The following is a 24,632-nucleotide window of genomic DNA, read 5'->3' on the forward strand; positions in this document are numbered from 1 at the left end:
TTTTAGTCAATTACCCCGTATAATAAGTCTTAATTTTTCCATTTGTTACAACCATTCATTTTGATTTGAGGCGGTGCCATGCAATTAGTAATCTCTCGCGATTTGTTACTACAAGCGATTAATTTAATTTCAAAAGCCGCTGACAAACGCCATAACATGGTAATTCTGGGGAATATGAAATTGGCGTTAACCGACTCTCAATTGGTCATGGTAGCGTCAGATTTGGAGCTTGAATTACAAGCCACCCTCAATTTGCCAGCATCGGCGTGCAAACAACCAGGTGAGATCACCGTTCCTGCCAACAAATTCAAAGATATCGTAAAATTATTACCCGACGGTTTACCCGTATCTATCAGTGTAGGTAACGACAATCAGTGTTTAATTGTGTGCGGTAGTAGTCGTTTTAAACTCAGCACTTTACCTGCCCAAGACTTTCCCCTATTGGGTGAGCCAGAGCAAGTCACGCCTATCCAATTGGGCCGTGAAGACCTAGTCGATTTGCTCGATAAAACGCATTTTGCGATGGCCGTGCAAGACGTGCGGTATTATCTCACCGGTATGCTGTTTGAAGTCAAAGAGCGTCAATTGGCGACGGTATCAACCGATGGTCATCGCTTGGCATTGGCTCGTACAGTGATAGCGTGTGATGATAGCGTGGCACTGGCTGCAATTTTACCAAGAAAAGCCGTACTTGAATTACAACGTTTGTTAGCAGAGCTTAAACGCATGCTACCGAATCAAGATAATAAAATCACCCTCAATGTCGGTCGTGAATTTTTACAAGTGTTACTCCCTTTTGGGGAAGTCGATAGCACAGGTCAGCTAAAAAATGCCATCATGGTGGCTTTTACCGCGCGTTTGATTGATGGTAAGTTCCCCGATTATCGCCGCGTTATGCCATCATTAACCAACAAAATTGCCCGTATCAGCCAAGAGCAGCTGGCGAACGTGCTTCGCCGCGTGGCTATTTTGAGTAACGAGAAATCGCGTGGCGTGATTTTTGATTTTTCAGGCGATAACAATTTGATGGTACGTGCTAGCAACGCTGAGCAAGATGAAGCCAGTGAGCAGCTTGAGGTTAAGTATCAAGGTGAGCCCTTAGAGATATCATTCAATGTGGCTTATTTGCTAGATGTGCTGAATGTACTGCAAGGCGAAATTGACTTTAATATGAGCCAAGCCAATGCTTCGGTATTGGTACAACAAGTCAATGACAGCAAACACGAATTTGTGGTTATGCCAATGCGTATTTAGTTAGCGGGCATATTTTTTTCAATCCAGTGATGAGTAGTTAATTAGATAAATCATGCAAATTATTCAATTAGCTATTCATCATTTTCGCAATCTTCACACGATTGAATTACAACCTAGCAGTTGTAATGTGTTCTTGGGTCAAAATGGCAGCGGAAAAACGTCGCTATTAGAAAGCATCTATTTATTATCGCGCGGCAAAAGTTTTCGCCATCATCAACCGAGGCATTATATTGAGCATGGTTTTAGCGATACGACAGTTTTTGCTAGGCTCAATCATGGGCAAACGGTTGCTATTGCCAAATCCCAAGATGCTACCACGCAATTGCGACTTAATGGTCAATCGCTTGTGACCCAAAGCCCACTTGCACAGCTGCTACCGACCCTATTGCTCGAGCCTGTGAGCCTTGCACAGCTAGAGGATGGTAGTCAAGCAAGGCGTGAAATGTTAGATTGGCTAGGGTTTCACGTGGAACAATCGTTTCATCCCAATTGGCTCGCTTATCAGCGTCTACTAAAACAACGCAATAGCTTATTAAAGCAAAATGTTGGCAACGTCTCATTAACCAGCCTGCAACAGCACGAACTGTCAGCTTGGGATTACCAGCTCAGTCAACATGCGGAAAAAATTCACCAAGCAAGAGCCCACATCATTGAACAATGGCAGCCCCATTTTTTGGCGCAAGTGCAAAAATTTTTACCCCATTATGCTGAAAAATTACGATTGCGTTATACACCGGGGTTTGATACTCAAGCTGGCTTAGCCATTACCTTAGCCAATCGTTTAGCGTCTGACATTGAGCTTGGCTATACACGTATGGGATGTCATCGGGCTGATATCAATGTCGTGCTAGATTTAGTGCATACTGATGCAGCAGGGCATAAACACAAGCAAACATTGCTTGCCACCGATATGCTGTCACGGGGTGAAAAAAAATTATTGGTCATGGCGCTTCGCTTATCGCAGTTGCCGTTACTCAATCAGGTCGATAAAGTACCTTTGGTATTGGTAGACGATATCACAGCAGAATTGGACAATGACGCGCTTATGCTGTTATTAACTGGCTTAAAACAAGTGAATTCGCAGCTGTTTATCACCAGTCTCACCCAAGATATCGTCGAGAATATTCAGAAGATTTGGCACGATAATATAAAACTGTTTCACGTGGAACAGGGAAGCGTTAGACAATTACCGCTTGAAAAACCAGCTATTCAAAATGAACGATAAAAACCAATAATATTTTTAGGTGACTAACGTTAGATGATTAAGTATTTTTTCAAACTGATGTAACTTAAACTCTCTCTTTTCTAGCTCAGCTAAATCACTATTTTACCTCTCATAAGCAGGGATATTCAGTGACTTTTCCCCTAAAATTTGCTACAATAAACCCTTTATTTTTCACCAAAAAACTAAGAAAAAAATCAACGATTTTGACCATAAAATCGAGTATGTTCTGACGTTTTTGCCATGCAAAACTTATGGAGTCATCATGACTGATACATCTGCGAATGTAGCCGATCAGACACAACAATCTATTAACCAATCAAGTCATCAAGAAAATAAAGCTTATGGTTCTGACAGTATCCGCGTACTTCGTGGTTTAGAAGCCGTCCGTGTACGCCCTGGTATGTACATTGGCGATACCGACGATGGCACAGGTTTGCATCATATGGTGTTTGAAGTGGTAGATAACGCCATTGATGAAGCTTTGGCGGGTCACTGTGATCAAATTGATATTATCATCCATGAAGATGAATCGGTCAGCGTCAAAGACAATGGACGCGGTATTCCTGTCGATATTCACCCAGAAGAAGGGGTGTCAGCCGCACAGGTTATCATGACAGTACTGCATGCGGGCGGTAAATTTGACGACAACAGTTATAAAGTCTCAGGTGGTTTGCACGGTGTTGGTGTGTCAGTGGTTAATGCGTTATCAAAAAAACTGGTGCTCGATATCTGGCGTGATGGCTACCACTATAGCCAAACGTATGCTGATGGTGAGCCTGTAGCGCCTATCGAGCAGCTTGAAACCACCCAGCAAACAGGCACACAAGTGCGTTTTTATCCAAGCGATGATATTTTTACAGGCACGATTTTTGATTTTGAAATTCTCGCCAAGCGTTTACGCGAATTGTCGTTTTTAAACTCGGGTGTACGCATCGTATTGACGGATGAGCGCGATGACAAACGCCATGAGTTTGAACACGTTGGCGGTCTATCTGAGTTCGTCCATTACATCAATGCGGGCAAAACTGGATTAAATGAGGTGTTTCATTTTACCAGCGAAGAAAATGACGGTATCAGCGTCGAAGTAGCATTGCAATGGACAGATAGCTACAACGAAAAAGTATTATGCTTTACCAACAATATCCCGCAAAAAGATGGTGGTACCCACCTTTCTGGTTTTCGTTCGGCATTAACACGCTGCCTAAATAGCTATATGGATAGCGAAAACTTGATGAAAAAAGAAAAAGTTGCGGTAACAGGTGACGATGCGCGGGAAGGTCTAACGGCGATTATTTCTGTCAAAGTACCTGACCCAAAATTCTCAAGCCAAACCAAAGACAAACTGGTATCGAGTGAAGTCAAACCCGCGGTTGAATCAGCCATGCACGATAAGTTTAGCGCTTACTTGCTTGAAAATCCCAATGCGGCCAAAGGGATTGCTGGTAAAATCATCGATGCCGCCCGTGCGCGAGAAGCTGCGCGTAAAGCTCGTGAAATGACCCGCCGTAAAACCACCCTTGATATCGCAGGTCTGCCAGGCAAACTTGCTGATTGCCAAGAAAAAGACCCCGCGATGTCAGAGCTGTACATTGTGGAAGGGGACTCGGCAGGCGGTTCTGCCAAACAAGGGCGTAACCGTAAGATGCAGGCGATTTTACCGCTGAAAGGTAAAATTCTAAACGTAGAACGTGCGCGTTTTGATAAGATGCTATCGTCGCAGGAAGTGGGTACCTTGATTACCGCATTGGGTACAGGCATCGGACCTGATGAGTACAATCCTGATAAATTACGCTATCACAAAATTATCATCATGACCGATGCGGACGTGGATGGTTCACATATTCGCACCTTACTCCTGACGTTCTTTTTCCGTCAAACCCCAGAGCTATTAGAACGTGGTCATATTTATATTGCGCAGCCACCACTGTATAAAGTGAAAAAAGGCCGCCAAGAATTGTATGTTAAAGATGATGAAGCGTTAAAGGCCTATTTGTTGTCGTCAACCATTGACGATACCCAGTTGCATTTGAGTGAAGGTACGCCTGCGGTCACAGGGCAAGCGCTAGAAACCTTGCTCAATGATTATAACCAAACTCAGACCATCAAAAACCGTTTGCAAATCAAATATCCAAGCGCCGTATTGGATGCGTTGGCAATCACCAGCAAGCTTAGCATACCGATGATTGAAGATGAAGCGCAAATGCGAAATTGGGTAGAAGCGTTAGCGCAGAATTTAGCAGTGACGGCAGACGGATTAGACCCACAAATTGAATTAGAGTCCTTTAGCAAACAAGAAGGCGATCATCAAAAAACCTATTATCTACCGCGCGTGACGATTTTTATCCATCAGTTGCCACACGCATACTTGTTAGATACCGCATTTATTGGTTCAGGTGAGTATAGCCGTTTGCATCGCTTGACCAGCCAGTGGAAAGACATGTTGTCAGATACCGCTTATATCGCTAAAAGTGATAAAAAACTGCCGATCAAAGACATGGGTTATCTATGGCAATTTATCATGAGTGATGCGCGCCGTGGTTTAGCGATTCAGCGTTACAAAGGGTTGGGCGAGATGAATGCTGATCAATTGTGGGAAACCACGATGGATCCAGAAAATCGCCATATGCTAAAAGTCACCATTGAAGATGCGATTGCTGCTGACCATTTATTCTCGTGTCTGATGGGGGATGATGTAGAGCCGCGTCGTGCCTTTATTGAGGAGAACGCGTTAACGGTGACTAACTTAGATATTTAACCCAATTTTAGAGTCGTGTTTTAATACTTTAATACAATGGAAACCACCTTATGTTGTAATAAGGTGGTTTTATTTGAGCTTGAATTTTTAAAAGAGATATCACATGATTGCTTTATTACTGCTAGCGATAGCCTTATCGATGGATGCCTTTGCTGTAGCGATTGGATTGGGTGCCAAACACCGCCAAGATACGACAAAAATTGCGGTAATGGCAGGCGTATATTTTGGCGTCTTTCAAGGCTTAATGCCTTTGATTGGTTATCTCGGTGGACGTTCAATCTTAGGATTTATCGCAAATTGGGCGCCTTGGATTGCGTGCATTATTTTGGTGGGGCTTGGTGGAAAAATGCTGTATGAAGCTTTATCTGGCGATGATGAAGATGCCACATTACAAGATTCTACCCCGCACAATATTGCTTTAGATATCGCCAATGATGCCAATGTTGTTATTACGCATAAAACCATGACTACTTTAGCGATTGCAACCAGTATTGATGCAATGGCAGCTGGATTTACCTTAAATTTAATCCCAGTCAACCCTTATGTATCCTGTGTAGTAATTGCCGTAGCAACAGGGATTTTTAGCTTTATTGGCGTATTTATGGGCAAACAATCGGGTACTTGGCTAGAGAGTAAAGCTGAGATTTTTGGTGGGTTAGTGTTAATCGGTATTGGCATCAAAATGGTACTTTAATAAACTGGCTTTTTTGTTTTTAAATTTAATTTGTTAAATAAAAAAAGACTTTCAAATCAATGAAAGTCTTTTTTTATTGTTAAGCTTAATCCATGGATTAACGCTCAATACGATACCATGCATCACGGGCTGCTAGGCGAGCTTGGTCCCAAGTCAAACGAGAACTACCTTTGAATTGTTCCCAATCATTGCGTAAATCATTTTCAACACTTTCAAACTCATTAGCGGTATTGAAATGATGACGTGCACGATAACCATAATCATACGCTGAGCGATAGTCGGTATCGTAATCATAGCCTTGAGTATAGTAAGTCGTGGTATTGTAGTTATTGCGCCAGTAGGTATCTTCTTCCGTATTACCTTCAAGCGTATTTGCTACGGCATTACCTGTGGCTGCACCTGCTACAGCACCAATTGCACCACCCACCACTGAACCTACGGGACCACCTACCGCACCAATCGCTGCGCCTGTAGCGGCACCGGCTGCCATACCTGTACCACTGGCAACAGGGTTAGCTTCTTTACGCTGTTCGCCTGCTTCAGTTGGATTGACTGCTTCACCGACTTCATGACCTGCTGCCCCGCCAGCTACAGCGCCAATCGCGCCACCCACTAAGGTACCGACAGGACCCGCTACTGAACCAACGGCTGCACCGGCTGCGGCGCCACCTAGTGCCCCAGAACCACTGGCAACTGGGTGAGGTTTTTCGTAAGCATCTTCAGCGGTGGTAGGATTGACTGCTTCACCGACTTCATGACCTGCCGCGCTACCTGCTACCGCGCCGATAGCGCCACCCACTAAGGTACCAACAGGACCGGCTACTGAACCAACGGCTGCACCTGCTGCGGCACCACCTAATGCACCTGTACCAGTAGCAACAGGATGACCTTTTTCTTCACCTTCTGCATAGCCATCCACCGTACGAAGACGTGGTGAATATTCCTGACCAGCAATACGCGCGTCTGTTCTATCCCAACCATCACGAATGGCTTCTTTGGCATCTTCCCATGCAAGACGTGAATTACCTTTTACTTCATGCCAGCTACGTTCAAGGTCTGATTCAACACTGTCAAACGTTGTACCGGCTGGGTATTTTGCACGATTGGCATAACCGACGGCATAAGCTGGTTGATAGTCAGTGGTATAATCATAACCATCTTTATAGTAGGTTGTTTGTGAATAGGTATCGTTCCAATAAGTATCTTCGATAGTTGGATCAATCGCTTCACCTGCGGCATGACCTGCAGCACCACCAGCGATTGCACCAATTGCGCCGCCGATTAACATACCTAATGGACCACCAATAGCACCGATAGCTGCACCTGCAGCAGCACCACCCATACCGCCTACTGCGGTACCGATTGGATGTGAGCCTGGTTCACCAGTGATAGGGTCGCGGTTTAAGTCTGAATTATTAATATTATCTACCATGATTGTATCCTCATTTGAAGTTTTTTTATCCAAGCCATACTAGTATTTAGAAAAAATTTTTAATACGGCTGTTATTTTTATTGTCGAAAAACGATTAAACGTGACGTTAAATTAAAATCAATTAAAATCAATTTTTCGTAAAACCGTTTCCGGTTATTACTGTTTCATAATAATAAATTTTTGCGTCTAATCTGTAGCAGTATGAGCAATTTTTTCGTAGAGTTTGGTAAACCTAAAGCCTATTAGATGATGTTTGTGTAACAAAGATAATCAATTGGTGAAAGTGATACAAATAAAACGCAATTAATGACCGTTTATCATAGAAATTTTTTAGGGAAAATTTTTACTTAAAACATTCATATAGCTATTTTCACCCTATAAAAATCAGCAGATAAAGCCATTAATTGATACAATAACCAACCATGAATTTTTGAAACCTGTTAGCATCGGTTCAGTTAAGCTATTTACCTAAATTTAAAGAGGCTTGTATGTCAACATCCAACAACTCAATCAAACAAGACCGTATCTTGGTATTGGATTATGGTTCACAGTACAGTCAACTAATTGCGCGCCGCGTGCGTGAAGCAGGGGTATTTTGTGAAATGTACCCATACGATATCGAAGCACAGCGCATTCACGACTTTGGTGCAAAAGGGGTTATTTTATCGGGCGGTCCAGAGAGCGTGTATGCAGAAAATAGCCCAAAAATTAATGACGCCGTATTTGATATCAATGTGCCGGTACTAGGCATTTGCTATGGTATGCAGGCGATGGCAGATCGGTTTGGTGGTAAAATTGAAGCCAGCAGTCACCAAGAGTTTGGCGCTGCTATCATTGAAAAAACCGCTCAAGATAGCTTCTTTAAAGGCATTGAAGATGAGCCCAACAAATTACACGTTTGGATGAGTCATGGCGATAAAGTCGTTGAGTTACCTGCAGGCTTTGAAGTGACTGCCAGAACCCCAAGCTGCCCAATTGCTGCGATGGCAAATGAAAGCAAGCATTATTATGGGGTGCAGTTTCATCCAGAAGTGACCCATACGCTACAAGGTGAAGCATTGATTAGCCGATTTGTCCACCAAATCTGTGGCTGTGCCAATGCGTGGACGCCGGATAACATCATTGAAATGCGTGTGGCGCAATTAAAAGAACAAATTGGCGATGAGCAAGTGTTGTTGGGACTTTCGGGCGGCGTTGATAGCTCGGTGGTAGCCGCACTGCTTCACAAAGCGATTGGCGAGCAGCTAACTTGCGTGTTTGTTGATAATGGTTTGTTACGGCTCCATGAAGGCGACCAAGTGATGCAAATCTTTGCTGAAAACATGGGCGTTAAAGTCATTCGCGTGGATGCTGAAGAACGTTTTTTGACCGCATTAGCCGGTGTTAGCGATCCAGAAGCCAAACGTAAAATCATTGGCAAAACCTTTATCGATGTGTTTGCAGATACCGCACGTGAACTGTCGGCTGAGGGCAAAGGCATTCAATTCTTGGCACAAGGGACCATTTATCCCGATGTCATTGAATCGGCAAAAAGTCACCAAGGCAAAGCGCATGTGATCAAGTCGCACCACAATGTTGGTGGCTTGCCAGACGATTTGCAGTTCAAACTCATTGAACCCTTACGTGATTTGTTTAAAGATGAAGTGCGTAAGCTCGGTGTGACATTAGGTCTACCTGAAAAAATGATTTATCGTCATCCTTTCCCAGGTCCAGGTCTAGGCGTGCGTATCTTGGGTGAAGTGAAAAAAGAATATGCCGATATTTTGCGTCAAGCCGATGCCATCTTTATGCAAGAATTGGAAAAATCTGGTTGGTATGATAAAACCGCACAAGCGTTTGCCGTGTTCCAACCGGTAAAATCAGTGGGCGTGGTCGGTGATGGTCGCCGCTATGCGTGGGTGATTGCGTTACGAGCGGTTGAAACCATCGACTTTATGACAGCACGTTTTGCCCATTTACCGTATGATTTGATTGAAACCGTGTCTAATCGCATCATGAATGAAATCAAAGAAGTATCACGTGTGACCTACGATATCTCAAGTAAGCCACCAGCGACTATTGAGTGGGAATAAAGCGACTAAAAAAGCTAATAAAAAAAGGCGATTGATTATCGCCTTTTTTATGGGGTTAAACCACGATCGATAGCGTTATCGAGTATTGCTTTGACGTATCGCCAAAATAATCATTATCAATAAAATGCTAAAAAACCCCAGTGATAATTCTGGGATACTAAAGCCTAAAAACGTCCAGTCAATCACCGCACACTCGCCAGAACCTTTAAATACTTCTTTCAACACTTGAGCAATCGGCAGCGTATCCATCCAATAGTCCAACCCAGGACCACATGAGGGGACTTGGTCAGGTGGCAGGTGTTGAATCCATACATGGCGAATCGCCACAGCAATTGACCACAAAATGCCGAGCAGCGCGCCAAACATCAACAAAATCTTTGCCCAAGCTTGTTTTGGATTGAGTAAAAAGGCGATAAATGCAAAAATCCCCATCACAATTAAACCCACTCGCTGAAAGATACACAGCGGACACGGGTCTAATTTTACCACCCCTTGCAAATAAAAATAGGCGAAACTCATGCCAATAATACTGGCTAACGTCAATAGTCCTGCCAGTCCCCGATAACTTAACAAGCTGTGGGTCAATGAAGCATCACGCATAAAAAAACCATCAAACAATTTAGTGAAAAAGAATAAGCCAAACCATAGCGCTTAGAATTTTAGAAATTTAACCCTAAAAAATAATCAGTCCAACAATATCTGATTACTAGCACCTGCTAACTAGCGAAATTGACCCACATAGGCATAAAAATCTTGTGTGTCATTCTGCTCGATATCGGCTTGCTCACGCACAGAGTTTTTGGCAAGCTGCTCAAAGTAAGTCATTTGCTCAGGGACCAATCCTTGATGTCTTAAGCGATTGGCATGCATTTGCGCCAGTGACTTACCAAACTGCCAGCTACTATCAAAGCGTTCGGTATCGACTAATACTTGCGCTGACAGGGTATTGTCTGGATTTTGCGCTTTTGCCATCATCGATTGCCACGCATTGCGGTAATCATTGCTACCATAGGTGACATCCATGAGTTCTGATAGCTTACGCATACCTAGCAGATGCTGTAGTAGCCAGTCTTTAAATGCGACTTGCCCAGCTACTGTATCAATCATTAAGTTTGGCTCGCGCCCTTGATTGACGATTTTTTCTTGGTTTTGAGCAAGTAGGGCATCTTCATCGGGCAATAAGTCAGGACTATCTAGCAATAGACAGTACAATGCCAAAATTTCCATAAAACAGGCGGTATTTAAGCTGATACCGATTTCGCTGTACGGATCTAAGTCAATCGCTCGGAGTTCCACATAAGCGATACCGCGCTTGGCTAAGGCATCACTGGGGTTTTCGCCAGGTTGGGTAATTTGTTTGGGTCGAATCGGGCTGTAGTACTCGTTTTCAATCTGCAAAATATGGTCATTGATTTGAATGGGATAGCCGTTGTCGTCATCGAGTCCCAACGCGCTAAAATTAGGATGCGGCGTGTGGATGGCATTACGCAAACCTGCGACATATTCATCGAGACTGTTGTAGCGGATATCTAAATCATCTTGTACACTATTTTGATAACCCAGTTTGCCCATGCGCAGAGAGGTAGCATTGGGTAAATAGTAGGTTGATGCGTTCATTGGCTGTAGCGGATGCTCGCGACCCTTTAAAAAACACGCGCACACGGCAGGACTTGCACCAACCAAGTACAGCACCATACCACTTAGACGTTTGAAGTTACGAATCAGACCCAAGTATTTTTCATTTTTAAATTCAGTTAATGGCTGGGTATCACCTAACTGCTGTTGCCAAGCGGTGAATAAATTATCACCAAATGATAAATTATAATGCAATCCAGCAATGGTCTGCATACGGCGACCATAGCGGATGCCTAGACCGTGACGATATAGGGTTTTTAATCTACCTGAGTTTGAGGTGCCATAGTCGGCCAGCAAAATATCTTCATCGCCCGAAATCATACAAGGCATCGACATCGACCAAAACAGCTCGTCATCGGTCAAAGCATTTTGTACCACAATATGCAAATCACGCAGCATATCAAGTGCTTCTTTCACCGTGGGTTTTGGCTCAGTAATTAGCTCTAACAAGCTTTCGGCATAGTCAGTAGTGATAAAAGGGTGAGTGAGTTTTGAGCCAAGCTTTGCCGGGTGTGGGGTAGTGGCGATATATCCCTCAGGGCTCATACGTAAGCCTTCTTTTTCGATACCCCGTAGCATGCCATGAATGTTTTCAGCGGTCAGCCAAGTAGGTAGCTGCAAAGAAGTACAAGTTTGAGGCGCTTGGGTCATAATTATCCTAGAATTATTTTTAATTGTGTGAAATTATGCCACCAAATTTATACAAACACTATCAAAATATCGTGATGACGAAATTACCAATTGCAATAATCGCCAAACGTAAAAAACCCACAGTAAATACCGTGGGTATGATAAAAACTATCCCATTATTTGATTAAGTGATAATTTTTACCTGAAACTTTTAATCAAAAAAGCATTAAGAGAAATCTAATTCAGTCTCAAACCCTTTTAATTCATGACGCGCCATAGCTAGGTTTGATTTTTGGCGATCAAGTACTAGGTACAAAAATAGGTTTTCATTACGGACTAGCGGACGGATTAAGTGATATTGTTTACTTAATGTGATTAGGATATCTTCGATCTTGTCGTTAAGACCTAATGCTTTAGCAGTTTTACGTTTTGCACGTACCACTTCAGTGTTACCCGCTGCTGCAACTTCAAGGTCGATACCATTACCGGTTGAGGCAAGTGCTAGACCTGATTCGCTGTCAACCAATGCAGCTGCAATGAAACCGTCGATGTTATTGAGTGAGTCTAAAGATAATTTAGCCATGATAAGCTCCTTGGTATTATTAAATGAATAATAAAGATTGCTTATTAATAATTGCTTAGCTAACAAACTTAAATCATTAAAACATTTAACATTAAGTAATTAACAAGAATAAATTAATATCAACCTATATTAGGGTACTTGATGATAACACGGTTAAGTGTCATCACGCTGTTGATAAAATCATTATTACGGATAAAGGCTAACGACACAAATCAAATCTGATAAACGCTGAAAAAATGTAGATGATTTTGTTCAAAGGTAACAAATACAGGATGAATGAAAATTAAAAGGCTAAACTTAACAGTTGCTGGCTATATTTAAGCTAAAGCCTTTTAATTATGCAAATGAACTAGGTAAAGAATCCCAGTAAAATTAGCCAGTAAAGCTAGATAGAAAATGACGAACCACAACCACAAGTCGTGGTGGCGTTTGGATTGTTGACGGTAAAACGCGAGCCTTCTAATCCTTCCACATAATCAATGGTTGAGCCATGTAGGTATTGGTAGCTCAAACTATCAACAACCAATGCTACATCATCGTTACTAAAGGTAGCATCATCATCGCCCAAGTTTTCTTCAAAATTAAAACCATACGAAAAACCCGAACAGCCACCACCCGTCACATATACTCGCAGCATCAAGTCGTTATTGCCTTCTGAATCACGTAGGTTACGCACTTTTTTAGCAGCATTATCGGTTAAAGTCATGCCATCAACCATACTATCAGTTACGGTATCGCTCATCGGGGGTATTCCTTATAAAAACTTTTTTATTATTATGGGGTGCTTGCTTTATACTATCAAGAATTTTTCCCATTTAATTTTAGTCAAATTTTTTGAGTTTTGAGCCGATTATGATAGAACTAAAAGATGCCAGTATTCGCCGTGATGGGCGGGTATTATTTAAAGATGTTAATTTGCAAATCCATCCAGGTTGGAAAATCGGGTTAACAGGCAACAATGGCACAGGTAAATCCAGTTTTTTTGCGACGCTATTGACCCAAAAAGGCGAAGGCGAATTGGCACTCGACACAGGCAGTCTATCGGTTCCAAACAGTTGGCAAATCGGTCATATGGCGCAAGAGATTGAAACCACTGACCAATCGGCGATAGATTTTGTGTTGAGTGGCGACAAAGAATACTTTGAGCTGCAAGATAAGATTAACCATCCAGATACCTTGTCAGAAGATGAGCTTGCCCATGTGCACGCGCGCTTTGATGATATCCATGGTTATAGTACCCCTGCAAAAGCCTCCCAAATCATGACAGGACTTGGGTTTAATGTTGCTCAAGAAAGCCAACCTGTGAGTAGTTTTTCAGGGGGCTGGCGTATGCGCCTAAACCTTGCCAAAACCTTAATGAGCCGTGCGGATTTATTGTTGCTTGATGAGCCGACCAATCACTTGGATTTGGATGCCATTTTGTGGCTTGAAGAATGGCTCAAAGCCTATGACGGCACGTTACTCATGATTTCGCATGACCAAGCGTTTTTGGATAATGTAGTGAGCAATATCTTGCACATTGAAAACCAACAAATGACCCTTTATACAGGCAATTACAGCACCTTTGTGCGTACCCGTAGTGAACGCCTAGCCCAGCAGCAGCAACAATTTGAAAAACAGCAAGAAACCCGTGCCCACCTTGAAGATTTTATTCGCCGTTTTAAAGCCAAAGCTTCTAAAGCCAAACAAGCGCAAGCCCGTGTCAAACAGCTGGAGCGGATGACCGAGCTAGCGCCTATCATGGCGGACAACCCGTTTCAGTTTCGGTTCAAATCCCCTGTGCAATTAACATCGCCATTATTGGTGCTAGACAATGCCAGTGTGGGTTACAACGGTGTACCACTTATCGAGAATATTCGCCTACAAATTACCCCTGACAGCCGCATCGGTCTGCTAGGGATGAATGGCGCAGGCAAATCAACGGTCATTAAAGGCTTGGTGGGTGAGTTGCCTATCTTGGCTGGGACGCGTAAAGCTGCAGATAGTTTGGTACTGGGGTATTTTAACCAACACCAAATGGATAGCCTCGATGGAGAAGCATCACCTATATTGATGCTGCAGCGTCTCGCAGGCAAAACTTCAGACGCTGATTTACGGGCGTTTTTAGGGAGTTTTGACTTTCGCGGTGACCGCATTGATACCAAAAGCAAGTTGTTCTCTGGCGGTGAGCGGGCAAGACTCACCCTTGCGCTCATCGTATGGCAGCGTCCCAATGTGTTGGTATTAGACGAGCCGACCAACCACCTAGATTTGGAGATGCGGCAAGCATTGAGCATGGCCTTGCAAGAATTTGAAGGGGCGGTCATTCTGGTATCACACGACCGAGAAATGATAGCCAATGTTTGCGATGAGCTATATTTGGTGCATGACGGGCAATGTAACATCTTTGACAATGACATCGCTTATTATAGTCAGTGGTTATCACAGACCCGTAAACAGCAAGCCAAACAAGCGAGCGACAATAAAAAACTCGAAGACAAAAAATTAGCCCACCAAAAAACAGATGTTTCACGTGAAACGTCTAACGTACCCAATGCGTTATCCAAAGAAGAACAACGCAAAAAATCCGCTGAACAGCGTAAACTTACCGCGCCCATCCGTAAAAAAATCGAAAACGAAGAAAAACAACTAGAAAAATTCATGGCGCAGCTAGGTGAGATTGAAGAAAAGCTAGGTGATGCAGGTCTGTATGAGGATAGCCATAAAGCCACCTTACTGAAGCTACTCGATGAACAAACCACGCTAAAAGGACAAATTGAAGCATTCGAAGAAAATGTGATGACTTTGATGATGACACTTGAAGAGATGGAAAATAATTTTAACTAGACAATAAAAAAGACAGCCTAGACTGTCTTTTTTTATTTAATCAAACATTATTTTGCATCAGCAAAATATTTTTGTAAGTCATCATTACCACCGATGTGTTTGCCACCGATAAACACCTGTGGGGTAGTTTCACGACCAGTAATGGCTCGCACTGAGGTAATACTCGCATCTTTACCAAGTACAATTTCTTCAAACTGAAAGCCCTTTTGAGTTAACGTTTCTTTGGCTTTGGCACAATGTGGGCAACCAGGCTTGGTAAAAATTGAGACAGAGGGTTTGTCTTGCCAGTTTGGGTCGATATATTTAATCATAGTATCAGCATCTGATACTTCGTATGGGTCATCACTGCCGCTGTCTTGGGGTTCGTCAAAGATTTTGACAATTTTACCATCATCGACCAGCATCGAATAACGCCATGAACGTTTGCCAAACCCAATTGCTGAGTCATCAATTAAGCGTCCCATCGCTTCAGCAAACTCACCGTTACCATCTGGAATCACGGTCACATTGCTACAGTCTTGGTCTTTGGCCCAAGCATTCATAACAAAGGTATCGTTGACTGAGACACACACGATGTCATCAACGCCTAGTTTGGCAAATTCAGTTGCCAATTCATTATAGCGCGGTAAATGCAGTGATGAACACGTTGGTGTAAATGCCCCTGGTAAGGCAAATAATACTACTTTTTTGCCTTTAAATAATTCATCCGTGCTAACATCTACCCATTTGCCTTGCTGTTGGGTATGAAAAGTCACGCTTGGCACTTGTTTGCCAATCATATCGCTAAACGCCATATCCTACTCCTTATTATCGTAAATTGTTATACTACATTTTTTAGTAAATGAGCTATTTGCTTACTCATTATACAAACAAATAAGGTAAAAAACTGTAATCAGCGTTATTAAAAAGTTAATTATTTTAATAAGTATTTTAAATCATTACATATTTTATGATTTATTTTATATTATTAACTGTGGTGATAACAGTGCGTCAATTGTTAAAAATTGATAAAATCAGTTATGATAGGGCAGATTTTTTAGATTTTATTCAACAAATTTGATAAGGAAAACCTCATGCCATCATTTGACGTGGTTTCAGAATTACAGTTATTTGAAGTTAAACATGCCGTACAAAATACCGAAAAAGAGATTGCCACCCGTTTTGATTTTAAAGGCAGTGATATTAAAGTCGAACTGAATGAAAAAGACAAAAAAATCACCATCACCGCAGACAATGAGTTGCAGATGGAAAACGTATATGCCATGCTTGAGAAAAACATGATAAAACGCGGGGTGGATTTGCAGTCGCTCGACCCACAGGATAATCAAGGCTCGGGCAAACAAATGAAAAAGGTGGTCAATCTCAAAGATGGACTTGATGGCGATACCGCCAAAAAAATCAGCAAGGCATTAAAAGAGTCGGATTTGAAAGTATCGGCAGCGATTCAAGGCGATAAAGTACGAGTCAATGATAAGAAAAAAGACACGCTACAGCAAGCGATGGCGTTTTTGAAAGAAAAACAATTTGGTGTGCCACTGCAATTTAATAATTTTAAAGACTAGCACGCAAAAATTAGTACAAAACAACTATCATAAAAAAAGCCCTTGTCTTAAACAGGGCTTTTATTTTTACAGGTTACTATTAGAGACTTTCTTTTGTACTCGGCAATCTATTGAGTGCGCGTTCATCATATTCCACCGCCATACGCAGCGCACGAGCAAAGGCTTTAAAGGTACTTTCAATTTGGTGATGGCTGTTTTTGCCTTTCAAGTTATCCAAATGAATAGTTATCATGGCATGATTGACAAAGCCATAGAAAAATTCACTGAACAAATCTACATCAAACCCACCAATCATCGCACGGGTAAACGGGATATCCATGTGCAGTCCAGGGCGACCTGAAATATCCACTACCGCACGGCTAAGGCTTTCATCGAGTGGGGCATAAAAATGTCCATAACGCACGATGCCTTTTTTGTCACCAATCGCTTGTTTGAAGGCTTGACCTAGCGTAATACCAACATCTTCGACACTATGATGGTCGTCAATGTGGGTGTCACCGTTACAGGTAATATCCATGTCAATTAAGCCATGTCGTTTGATTTGGTCAAGCATATGGTCCAGAAATGGCACACCCGTGTCAATGGCGCCTTGACCGGTACCGTCAAGGTTGATAGACACGGTGATTTGGGTTTCAGCGGTATTTCGTGTGACGGTGGCGATACGCGATGGGCGAGTGGTCATGGTTTTCCCTTACAGTTAAAAATCACAATCTTTTATGTTCAGCATCTTTTTCACGCTGTTTGACAACTTTACGCACTTTGTCACGCGCACGGTCTTGTTTGAGCTTGGATAAATAATCCACAAAAACTTTACCATTTAAGTGGTCAATTTCATGTTGGATACATACGGCAAGTAGGCCTTGTGCTTCTTCAACAAACGGGTTGCCCTGCGCGTCGACAGCCTCAATTCTGACATGTTTGGGTCTATCGACTTTGTCATAATACTCGGGCACAGACAAACACCCTTCTTCGTAGCTATATAATTCATCGGCTAACGGGGTCACAATGGGATTGATAAACACCCGAGGCTGGCTGCCATCTTCAGATAAGTCCATCACTACCAATTGAATGTGCTCATCCACTTGCGTTGCCGCCAGACCTATACCTTTGGCGGCATACATGGTTTCGAACATATCATCAATCAAGGTTTTTAGGTCATCACCAAAGTGGGTGACAGGCTTGGCAAGGGTACGAAGTCTCGGATCTGGGTAATTTAAAATGGTACGTAAAGTCATAATCGGTCAACTGTTAATAAGGCAAATAATAAGGCAAAAATTATCTAAAAAAATTGGCATAGGGTAACGCAAACGCTAAAGTTTGGCTACTATAACCTATATATAGGTGCAATCCAATCGCTTCACAATAGCAAATAATCAATGATAATGATTGAGTGATTAAAATCTACCAAAAACCAATTATTTAAAAAAACTATTTAAAGAGAATTAAAGAGAAAATTTATGAAGCCCCAATTATTTTATGCTATGCTAACCAAAATTTACATAGTGCAAATTATGGGTGATTTTGCGACACATAACACAACATTCGGCTATGATTTTTTATAAGTGATGGTAAAGCGTATGCCATTTTAAAGCGTTAAGCCGTTAACCTTGAGTATTGGGCTATGACAAACTATAACACCACGACAATGAAAAAATTATCCTTCGCTTTGTTGGCAACCCTTGGTATGACAGTGAGTTCGCTAGCCGCTGCTAACAACCCGCCACCTCGTATCAAAGCCGATGCGCCCAACCGTTATGTGGTGAAAAAAGGTGATACGCTTTGGGATATCTCCGGTAAATTCTTAGAAAGTCCGTGGCGCTGGAAAGAAATTTGGGCGACTAATAAACAGATTCGTAATCCGCATCTGATTTATCCAAAAGATGTGATTATCTTATGTGTGATTAAAGGGCAAAAATTGGTCGGTGTAGACACGGGGGAAGGCTGTGCAGGCATTGAAAAAGCCATGAACGCGCCAGTCACCACAACCACCGTGGTGAGTGCCGCAGGTAGTATCCCTGCGATTCCTTTGACTGCCATTGAAACATGGCTTGAACGCAATATCATCGTATCGCCTGATGACTTTAAAACTACCCCCTATGTGCTGGCTTCAAAAGATAAAAACATTATCACAGGTGTCGGTAACAAAATATATGCTAAAGGCGTGCCACTCATTGTGGGACAACGCTATGGCGTGTATCGTGAGGGCGAACCGTATGTTGACCCAACCACCCGTAAAGTCATCGGTCTTGAAGTCACCCAAGTTGCCGCAGGTATCGTCACTAGCGTAGCATCAAACGGTGTTTCTAGTATCGAGCTTAAAAAATCGTATGGTCAAGAAGTGCGCGAAGGTGACCGTGTGTTTGTCGAAGTCGGTCAGTACTTGCCACCTGCGTTTTATCCAAAACCTGCCAGCGTTACCCGTGGCGGTCGCGTGATTCGTATTTTAAATTCCATTAGTAGTGCGGGTCGAGATGGGGTGATTGCCATTAATTTGGGTACTAGCCAAGGCGCTCAGCCAGGCGATGTGCTAACGGTTTATCAAAAAGGCGCTTTAGTCTTGGACGACTATGCATCCGTGAAAGGTGGGGCAGTACGCTTGCCAAGTGAGCAAATCGGTCATGTGATGGTATTTAAAGCATTTAACGATATTAGCTACGCTTATGTACTCGATGCTGAATCACCAATTCATGAGCAAGATTTTTTATTGCCTGCGGTCGGCAACTAACGCTTTCGCTTACCTTTGCTTGCTTGCCCTTGCTTATGCTTGATTGGTAAGCGATCGTTCAAAAGCCAGTCACCTTGACTGGCTTTGCTGTCTTTAAAGTTTTTATGGTGAGAAAAATTTATAATAGCAAACATTCATAAGCCCTATACATGCCTAAGGAATATACGTGATGCAGGATTATCAGCCTAACTTAAACCCGGCGCAGCAGGCTGCCTTATTATTATGGCATTTAGTGAACTTATCGGTGCCTGTTTATAACAAGCTTGTAGCGCGTTTTGGTAGCGCTGAACAAGCGATTCAAGCTAAGCTGGCAGACTGGCAAGCGCTGGGCTTGCATGATAATCACCACAAACGTTTTGCTGAGTTTATCAGCGCCAGTCGAACCAGCCAGTTTTTGCATGATACGCTATTAGAACTATCACAAGGGCAGTATGGGGTTGTGTTTCATAATGACCCTTTATATCCGACTCAATTAAAAAACATCTATGACCCACCGCCTTTGTTATTTTATCAAGGCAATTTATCTGCATTAAGCCAACCACAATTGGCGATTGTTGGTAGCCGCAAACCAAGTCCACATGCTGAAAAAATCGCCTTTGATATGGCGCAATATTTGGCGCACGAAGGCTTATGGGTCACCAGTGGCATGGCAGAAGGCATTGACAAACAAGCGCATTTAGGTGCGTTAAGTCTACAAATGACTGGCACACAAGGTGGTACTATTGCGGTACTGGGCAATGGTATTAAACATTGTTACCCAAAAAATCACGCCAGCCTTAAAGCCCATATTATTGCGTCAGGTGGCTGCGTCATTAGTGAATTATTGCCTGATATGCCGAGCAATCGTTACCATTTTCCAAGGCGCAATCGTCTCGTCGCTGGGCTAAGTTTGGCAACTTTGGTTGTAGAAGCCGCTGCCAAAAGCGGCTCGCTCATCACTGCCAGAGAAGCCAACGAGCAAGGCAAACAAGTCTTTGCTATTCCTAGTCATATTGACAACCTCAACGCCAAAGGTTGCCACCAATTGATTCGTGAAGGTGCGACCTTGGTCGATCATCCATCACAAATTTTGGAAGATTTATCAATTTTTAAATCACCGCTTGTCAAAGCCGCTGAGGTTGAAACAGCGCCGATAGTTGCACAGGCAGTCATTAATAGCCCTCAATTACCGTCCGAATCAGTTTCAAACACCCAGCCGCACCAAGCGCCATTGGCGATGGATGTGGCGCCGCATTTGCAGAAATTGCTTAATCAACTCGATTGGGTAGGGCAAGATTTAGACAGCTTGGTCGATAAGACCCACACCGATATTGCGACACTTATGGGCTGGCTGATTGAGCTTGAGCTCATGGGACTGGTGATGCAGCGCGGCGGTCTATATATGCGCTGCCGCCCTTAATTTTGATAAGCGATGAGCAAAAAAACTACCAAATAATCGAGGTATATAATGCAATTTAATGACACCCAGCTCGATGCAGTTCAGCAATTTTTACAAGCCGGCAATCTGCTCGCTTATCCAACCGAAGCGGTGTGGGGAATCGGCTGTGATCCATTTAACGAAACCGCAGTGAAACAGATTTTAGCGATTAAACAGCGTCCAATCGAAAAAGGCATGATTGTTATCACAGGCGATATCGCGCATATTCAGCCATTCTTACAGCCGTTACCACAGCAAGTAGTTGATAGCATTGCGGCAAGTTGGCAGTCTAGCGATGCACAAGCCACCACTTGGTTGTTACCGATTCCTGCGACATTGCAAGGCAAAATCCCCGAATGGGTCACAGGTGGACGAGATAGCTTAGCCATACGAGTGATTAGCCATCCGATGATTGCTAAGCTTTGCAATCACATCGCCCACGCAGACCACAATAACCCGTTTGGATTTTTGGTATCCACAAGTTGTAACCTATCGGGTTTGACACCTGCTACTGATTTCGCGGCTGCTTATCAATACTTTGGTGATGCCATCGGTTATTTACTCGGCGACACCCTTGGATTTGTTCGACCTAGCCAGATTTTTGATGCCCTAACCCAACAACAAGTACGCGCTTAACACCTTATTTTTAGCAAATTTTATCTTCTCATGTCATAAATACGCAAATTTAGTGTGGATTTCATAGGAAAAACGCCATTTTGACCCGCAAATAATGCGACTCACTCTTGAAATCAAAGGGATTCACCATTATCAAAGCCAATAACTTTAACCGTTTTAACGTGTAACTGTTACCTTGGTGACGGTTACCTTGATAATAGGAGTGATGATTGATGAATTCAGCTGATAATAACCAAAATACGCAACCGCATAACCAAACTGACGCCGTCTCAACGGAGTTAAAAGATGCCATGGAACAGTTTGAGCCAAGTAACGAGCAAAAAACCATTCCTAGCGACATCAATTTGAGCACCTACGAGCAGCGTATTGCCGAGCTTGAAGGTCAAGTCAAAGAAGCCAAAGAAGCTCATGCCCGTGCCAATGCTGAAGCCTACAATGCGCGCAACCGCATGGAGCAAGAAACCGAAAAAACCAAAAAATTTGCTTTAGAAAAATTTGCCAAAGACCTATTAGACACTGTCGATAACCTTGAACGTGCGATTGAAAATAGCCAATCCGACAATGATCCTGTGCTTGAAGGCGTCAAACTTACCCACAAATCGCTGATTGCGGTGCTAGAAAAATATGGCGTTAAAGTGGTTAATCCACAGGGCGAAACATTTAATGCCGACCTGCATGAAGCCGTGGGCATTGACCCAGAGGCGAGCGCCAACCAAGTAGGTCAAGTACTACAAAAAGGTTATACGCTACATGAGCGTTTATTGCGTCCAGCCATGGTTCGCGTAGGTAGCTAGTAAGCAAGCAGTAAACAACGGATTGACCGATTGGTAACAAGTGTAGCAAAAAACTTTTGCTAACTGCTTGAAAAAAACCCTCGGTAAACCGATATAAAAATACAAGACAATGTGGTGCTCATCACCACTTACCATCAAAATAAAAATTGGAGAATTTAATTATGGCTAAAATTATTGGTATTGACTTAGGTACAACCAACTCATGTGTTGCAGTGATGGAAGGTGACAAAGTTAAAGTCATCGACAATGCTGAAGGCGCACGTACCACCCCATCAATCGTTGCTTATAAAGATGACGGCGAAATCTTAGTGGGTCAATCAGCCAAACGCCAAGCGGTAACTAACCCACAAAATACCTTATTTGCTATCAAGCGTTTGATTGGTCGCAAGTTTGAAGACAAAGTCGTGCAAAAAGACATCGGCATGGTGCCATATAAAATTGTCAAAGCTGACAATGGCGATGCTTGGGTTGACATCAACGGTAAAAAATTAGCACCACCCCAAATCTCTGCTGAAGTTTTGAAAAAAATGAAAAAAACTGCAGAAGATTATCTGGGTGAAAGTGTCACTGAAGCGGTAGTAACGGTCCCTGCTTACTTCAACGACAGCCAACGTCAAGCTACTAAAGACGCGGGTAAAATCGCAGGTCTTGATGTCAAACGTATCATCAACGAACCTACAGCGGCAGCTTTAGCTTACGGTATGGACAAGAAAGGCGGTGCAGATCGTAAGATTGCGGTTTATGACTTAGGTGGTGGTACTTTCGATATTTCAATCATCGAAATCGCAGACGTTGATGGCGAGCAGCAATTTGAAGTGCTTTCAACCAATGGTGACACCTTCTTAGGCGGTGAAGACTTTGATTTAACCTTAATTGACTACTTGGTTGAAGAATTCAAAAAAGAAAACAGTGTGAACCTAAAAGGTGACCCACTGGCAATGCAACGCTTAAAAGAAGCGGCAGAGAAAGCAAAAATCGAACTTTCAAGCTCACAAAGCACGGATATTAACTTACCGTACATTACTGCCGATGCCACAGGTCCAAAACACTTAGTGGTGAACGTAACCCGTGCCAAGTTAGAAAGCTTAACTGAAGCGCTTGTCAACCGTACCATTGAGCCTTGTAAAATCGCATTGAGTGACGCGGGCTTAAAAGCATCTGATATTGATGATGTTATCTTGGTAGGTGGTCAAAGCCGTATGCCACTGGTACAACAACGTGTTCAAGAATTTTTCGGCAAAGAGCCACGTAAAGATGTGAATCCTGATGAAGCCGTAGCGATGGGTGCAGCGATTCAAGGTGCGGTACTGTCGGGTGACAAAACTGACGTACTACTGCTTGATGTGACACCGTTAACGCTAGGTATCGAAACCATGGGCGGCGTGTTGACACCAATCATTGAGAAAAACACCATGATTCCAACCAAGAAATCACAAGTGTTCTCTACAGCGGATGACAATCAACCAGCAGTAACTATTCAGGTCTACCAAGGTGAACGTAAAATTGCCGCACAAAACAAATTGCTTGGACGTTTCGATTTGACCGATATTCCACCCGCACCGCGTGGCGTACCACAAATTGAAGTTACCTTTGACATCAACGCTGATGGCATCATGAATATCTCAGCGAAAGATAAAGGGACTGGTAAAGCACAAAGTATCCAAATTAAAGCCGACTCAGGTCTATCAGACTCAGAAATCGAGCAAATGATTCGTGATGCTGAAGCCAATGCCGCTGAAGATGCCAAATTTGCTGAACTTGCGCAAGTACGTAACGAAGCAGATGGTCGTATTCATGGCGTACAAAAAGCCATGAAAGATGCCGCTGATAAAGTAACCGATAGCGATAAAACCGCAGTAGAAGACGCTATCAAAGCGCTAGAATTGGCGGTTAAAGAAGATAATCTAGATGACATCAAGTCAAAACTTGAAGCTCTAGACAATGCCTTCTTACCGGTTAGTCAAAAAATCTACGCTGACCCAGGCGCTACCGCAGAAGCGGGTGATGCACAGCCACAACAAACCCAGCAAGATGATGGGGTTGTCGATGCAGAATTCACCGAAGTAAAAGATGACAACAAATAATCAGTTCACTGATTACAGCATCATAAAAATACCGCCGCACGGCGGTATTTTTATTTTATTTGAAAATTTTAAGAAAAAGGTGTTGACACCCATTCTAATTCACGTATAATACGCCACCACTGAGCGACGAAGAGTTTACAAATAAGTAAAACAAGTTACGAAGCTTAGAAAGAATTAAAATAAAGCTTGACAGAGTAAAACAAAACGTATTACAATATCAAGCTCACCAGATGATAGACGATATCTTTGGTACACTAAATAACAACGAACACAAGAACAACTTGTGTGGATTTTCACTTAGGGCGATA

At 42.9% G+C, this 24,632-nt stretch carries 19 protein-coding genes and 2 pseudogenes; 12 read left to right on the top strand and 9 right to left on the bottom strand.

What is annotated here, in order from left to right; genetic code table 11:
- The first annotated feature begins 78 nt into the window (after nt 1-78).
- The 4 genes from dnaN (at nt 79) to RTP55_RS06375 (ending at nt 5,928) form a co-directional block, all read left to right on the top strand.
- Nucleotides 79-1,254: a DNA polymerase III subunit beta gene (gene dnaN, locus RTP55_RS06360; RefSeq protein ID WP_062333068.1), complete on the top strand. Its 1,176-nt coding sequence runs from the start codon at nt 79-81 to the stop codon at nt 1,252-1,254.
- 52 nt (nt 1,255-1,306) lie between these two features.
- Complete coding sequence (gene recF / locus RTP55_RS06365; protein ID WP_312385014.1) at nt 1,307-2,479, top strand: DNA replication/repair protein RecF; 1,173 nt, start codon at nt 1,307-1,309, stop codon at nt 2,477-2,479.
- Between the two features lie 262 nt (nt 2,480-2,741).
- On the top strand, nt 2,742-5,234 hold the full coding sequence (gyrB, locus tag RTP55_RS06370) for a DNA topoisomerase (ATP-hydrolyzing) subunit B (protein ID WP_312385015.1): 2,493 nt from the start codon (nt 2,742-2,744) through the stop codon (nt 5,232-5,234).
- A gap of 103 nt (nt 5,235-5,337) precedes the next feature.
- Nucleotides 5,338-5,928, top strand: a complete 591-nt coding sequence (locus tag RTP55_RS06375; protein ID WP_312385018.1) for a manganese efflux pump MntP — start codon at nt 5,338-5,340, stop codon at nt 5,926-5,928.
- A 538-nt stretch (nt 5,929-6,466) separates the two neighbouring features.
- Here RTP55_RS06375 and RTP55_RS11080 read toward each other — a convergent pair.
- A pseudogene (locus RTP55_RS11080) lies at nt 6,467-6,829 on the bottom strand (glycine zipper domain-containing protein); the annotation flags it as partial.
- A gap of 66 nt (nt 6,830-6,895) precedes the next feature.
- A pseudogene (locus tag RTP55_RS11085) lies at nt 6,896-7,360 on the bottom strand (hypothetical protein); the annotation flags it as partial.
- 488 nt (nt 7,361-7,848) lie between these two features.
- Between RTP55_RS11085 and guaA the strand changes: the two are divergent.
- A complete protein-coding gene (gene guaA / locus RTP55_RS06390) occupies nt 7,849-9,432 on the top strand; it encodes a glutamine-hydrolyzing GMP synthase (protein ID WP_312385019.1) in 1,584 nt (527 codons plus the stop codon).
- A 75-nt stretch (nt 9,433-9,507) separates the two neighbouring features.
- On the opposite strand, the gene RTP55_RS06395 is transcribed toward guaA, so the two are convergent.
- From RTP55_RS06395 to erpA, 4 genes are all read right to left on the bottom strand, one after another.
- Nucleotides 9,508-10,032: a disulfide bond formation protein B gene (locus RTP55_RS06395; RefSeq protein WP_188875035.1), complete on the bottom strand. Its 525-nt coding sequence runs from the start codon at nt 10,030-10,032 to the stop codon at nt 9,508-9,510.
- Nucleotides 10,033-10,152: 120 nt separating this feature from the next.
- Entirely contained in the window at nt 10,153-11,718 is a 1,566-nt protein-coding gene (gshA, locus tag RTP55_RS06400; protein ID WP_065253952.1) for a glutamate--cysteine ligase, read from the bottom strand.
- Between the two features lie 205 nt (nt 11,719-11,923).
- Nucleotides 11,924-12,280 carry a roadblock/LC7 domain-containing protein gene (locus RTP55_RS06405; RefSeq protein WP_065253953.1) on the bottom strand — a complete coding sequence of 119 codons (357 nt, stop codon included), beginning with the start codon at nt 12,278-12,280 and terminating at the stop codon, nt 11,924-11,926.
- Nucleotides 12,281-12,665: 385 nt separating this feature from the next.
- A complete protein-coding gene (erpA, locus tag RTP55_RS06410; RefSeq protein WP_065253985.1) occupies nt 12,666-12,998 on the bottom strand; it encodes an iron-sulfur cluster insertion protein ErpA in 333 nt (110 codons plus the stop codon).
- 134 nt (nt 12,999-13,132) lie between these two features.
- On the opposite strand from erpA, the gene RTP55_RS06415 reads away from it, so the two are divergent.
- A complete protein-coding gene (locus RTP55_RS06415; RefSeq protein ID WP_312385024.1) occupies nt 13,133-15,106 on the top strand; it encodes an ATP-binding cassette domain-containing protein in 1,974 nt (657 codons plus the stop codon).
- 47 nt (nt 15,107-15,153) lie between these two features.
- Here the strand turns inward: RTP55_RS06415 and RTP55_RS06420 are convergent, their stop codons facing one another.
- Complete coding sequence (locus RTP55_RS06420) at nt 15,154-15,900, bottom strand: glutathione peroxidase (RefSeq protein WP_312385026.1); 747 nt, start codon at nt 15,898-15,900, stop codon at nt 15,154-15,156.
- 279 nt (nt 15,901-16,179) lie between these two features.
- Here RTP55_RS06420 and RTP55_RS06425 point away from each other — a divergent pair, with 279 nt between their 5' ends.
- On the top strand, nt 16,180-16,668 hold the full coding sequence (locus tag RTP55_RS06425) for a YajQ family cyclic di-GMP-binding protein (protein WP_036591734.1): 489 nt from the start codon (nt 16,180-16,182) through the stop codon (nt 16,666-16,668).
- A gap of 79 nt (nt 16,669-16,747) precedes the next feature.
- Here the strand turns inward: RTP55_RS06425 and hisB are convergent, their stop codons facing one another.
- Nucleotides 16,748-17,350, bottom strand: a complete 603-nt coding sequence (hisB, locus tag RTP55_RS06430) for an imidazoleglycerol-phosphate dehydratase HisB (RefSeq protein ID WP_060994950.1) — start codon at nt 17,348-17,350, stop codon at nt 16,748-16,750.
- 22 nt (nt 17,351-17,372) lie between these two features.
- Entirely contained in the window at nt 17,373-17,903 is a 531-nt protein-coding gene (gene def / locus RTP55_RS06435; protein ID WP_312385029.1) for a peptide deformylase, read from the bottom strand.
- Between the two features lie 386 nt (nt 17,904-18,289).
- On the opposite strand from def, the gene RTP55_RS06440 reads away from it, so the two are divergent.
- From RTP55_RS06440 to dnaK, 5 genes are all read left to right on the top strand, one after another.
- The gene (locus tag RTP55_RS06440) at nt 18,290-19,393 is read left to right on the top strand and encodes a LysM peptidoglycan-binding domain-containing protein (RefSeq protein ID WP_312385031.1); all 1,104 of its coding nucleotides are present in this window, start codon (nt 18,290-18,292) and stop codon (nt 19,391-19,393) included.
- 169 nt (nt 19,394-19,562) lie between these two features.
- Nucleotides 19,563-20,792, top strand: coding sequence for a DNA-processing protein DprA (dprA, locus tag RTP55_RS06445; protein ID WP_312385034.1), 1,230 nt, complete (start codon nt 19,563-19,565; stop codon nt 20,790-20,792).
- A gap of 48 nt (nt 20,793-20,840) precedes the next feature.
- Nucleotides 20,841-21,446: an L-threonylcarbamoyladenylate synthase gene (locus tag RTP55_RS06450; RefSeq protein WP_219331731.1), complete on the top strand. Its 606-nt coding sequence runs from the start codon at nt 20,841-20,843 to the stop codon at nt 21,444-21,446.
- 212 nt (nt 21,447-21,658) lie between these two features.
- Nucleotides 21,659-22,240 carry a nucleotide exchange factor GrpE gene (gene grpE / locus RTP55_RS06455; RefSeq protein WP_036591743.1) on the top strand — a complete coding sequence of 194 codons (582 nt, stop codon included), beginning with the start codon at nt 21,659-21,661 and terminating at the stop codon, nt 22,238-22,240.
- Between the two features lie 161 nt (nt 22,241-22,401).
- On the top strand, nt 22,402-24,324 hold the full coding sequence (gene dnaK / locus RTP55_RS06460; RefSeq protein WP_309593310.1) for a molecular chaperone DnaK: 1,923 nt from the start codon (nt 22,402-22,404) through the stop codon (nt 24,322-24,324).
- Nucleotides 24,325-24,632 lie beyond the last annotated feature (308 nt).

The organism is Moraxella sp. CTOTU47579, assembly GCF_032004885.1.
Lineage (GTDB): Bacteria > Pseudomonadota > Gammaproteobacteria > Pseudomonadales > Moraxellaceae > Faucicola > Faucicola tetraodonis.

Coding starts and splice junctions, on each gene's coding strand:
- RTP55_RS06440 (WP_312385031.1), top strand. CDS start 18,290: ATGACAAACTATAACACCACGACAATGAAAAAATTATCCTTCGCTTTG.
- RTP55_RS06395 (WP_188875035.1), bottom strand. CDS start 10,032: ATGCGTGATGCTTCATTGACCCACAGCTTGTTAAGTTATCGGGGACTG.
- hisB (WP_060994950.1), bottom strand. CDS start 17,350: ATGACCACTCGCCCATCGCGTATCGCCACCGTCACACGAAATACCGCT.
- dnaN (WP_062333068.1), top strand. CDS start 79: ATGCAATTAGTAATCTCTCGCGATTTGTTACTACAAGCGATTAATTTA.
- def (WP_312385029.1), bottom strand. CDS start 17,903: ATGACTTTACGTACCATTTTAAATTACCCAGATCCGAGACTTCGTACC.
- RTP55_RS06450 (WP_219331731.1), top strand. CDS start 20,841: ATGCAATTTAATGACACCCAGCTCGATGCAGTTCAGCAATTTTTACAA.
- recF (WP_312385014.1), top strand. CDS start 1,307: ATGCAAATTATTCAATTAGCTATTCATCATTTTCGCAATCTTCACACG.
- dprA (WP_312385034.1), top strand. CDS start 19,563: ATGCAGGATTATCAGCCTAACTTAAACCCGGCGCAGCAGGCTGCCTTA.
- RTP55_RS06405 (WP_065253953.1), bottom strand. CDS start 12,280: ATGGCTAAATTATCTTTAGACTCACTCAATAACATCGACGGTTTCATT.
- RTP55_RS06375 (WP_312385018.1), top strand. CDS start 5,338: ATGATTGCTTTATTACTGCTAGCGATAGCCTTATCGATGGATGCCTTT.
- erpA (WP_065253985.1), bottom strand. CDS start 12,998: ATGGTTGATGGCATGACTTTAACCGATAATGCTGCTAAAAAAGTGCGT.
- dnaK (WP_309593310.1), top strand. CDS start 22,402: ATGGCTAAAATTATTGGTATTGACTTAGGTACAACCAACTCATGTGTT.
- gyrB (WP_312385015.1), top strand. CDS start 2,742: ATGACTGATACATCTGCGAATGTAGCCGATCAGACACAACAATCTATT.
- RTP55_RS06415 (WP_312385024.1), top strand. CDS start 13,133: ATGATAGAACTAAAAGATGCCAGTATTCGCCGTGATGGGCGGGTATTA.
- gshA (WP_065253952.1), bottom strand. CDS start 11,718: ATGACCCAAGCGCCTCAAACTTGTACTTCTTTGCAGCTACCTACTTGG.
- grpE (WP_036591743.1), top strand. CDS start 21,659: ATGAATTCAGCTGATAATAACCAAAATACGCAACCGCATAACCAAACT.
- RTP55_RS06425 (WP_036591734.1), top strand. CDS start 16,180: ATGCCATCATTTGACGTGGTTTCAGAATTACAGTTATTTGAAGTTAAA.
- RTP55_RS06420 (WP_312385026.1), bottom strand. CDS start 15,900: ATGGCGTTTAGCGATATGATTGGCAAACAAGTGCCAAGCGTGACTTTT.
- guaA (WP_312385019.1), top strand. CDS start 7,849: ATGTCAACATCCAACAACTCAATCAAACAAGACCGTATCTTGGTATTG.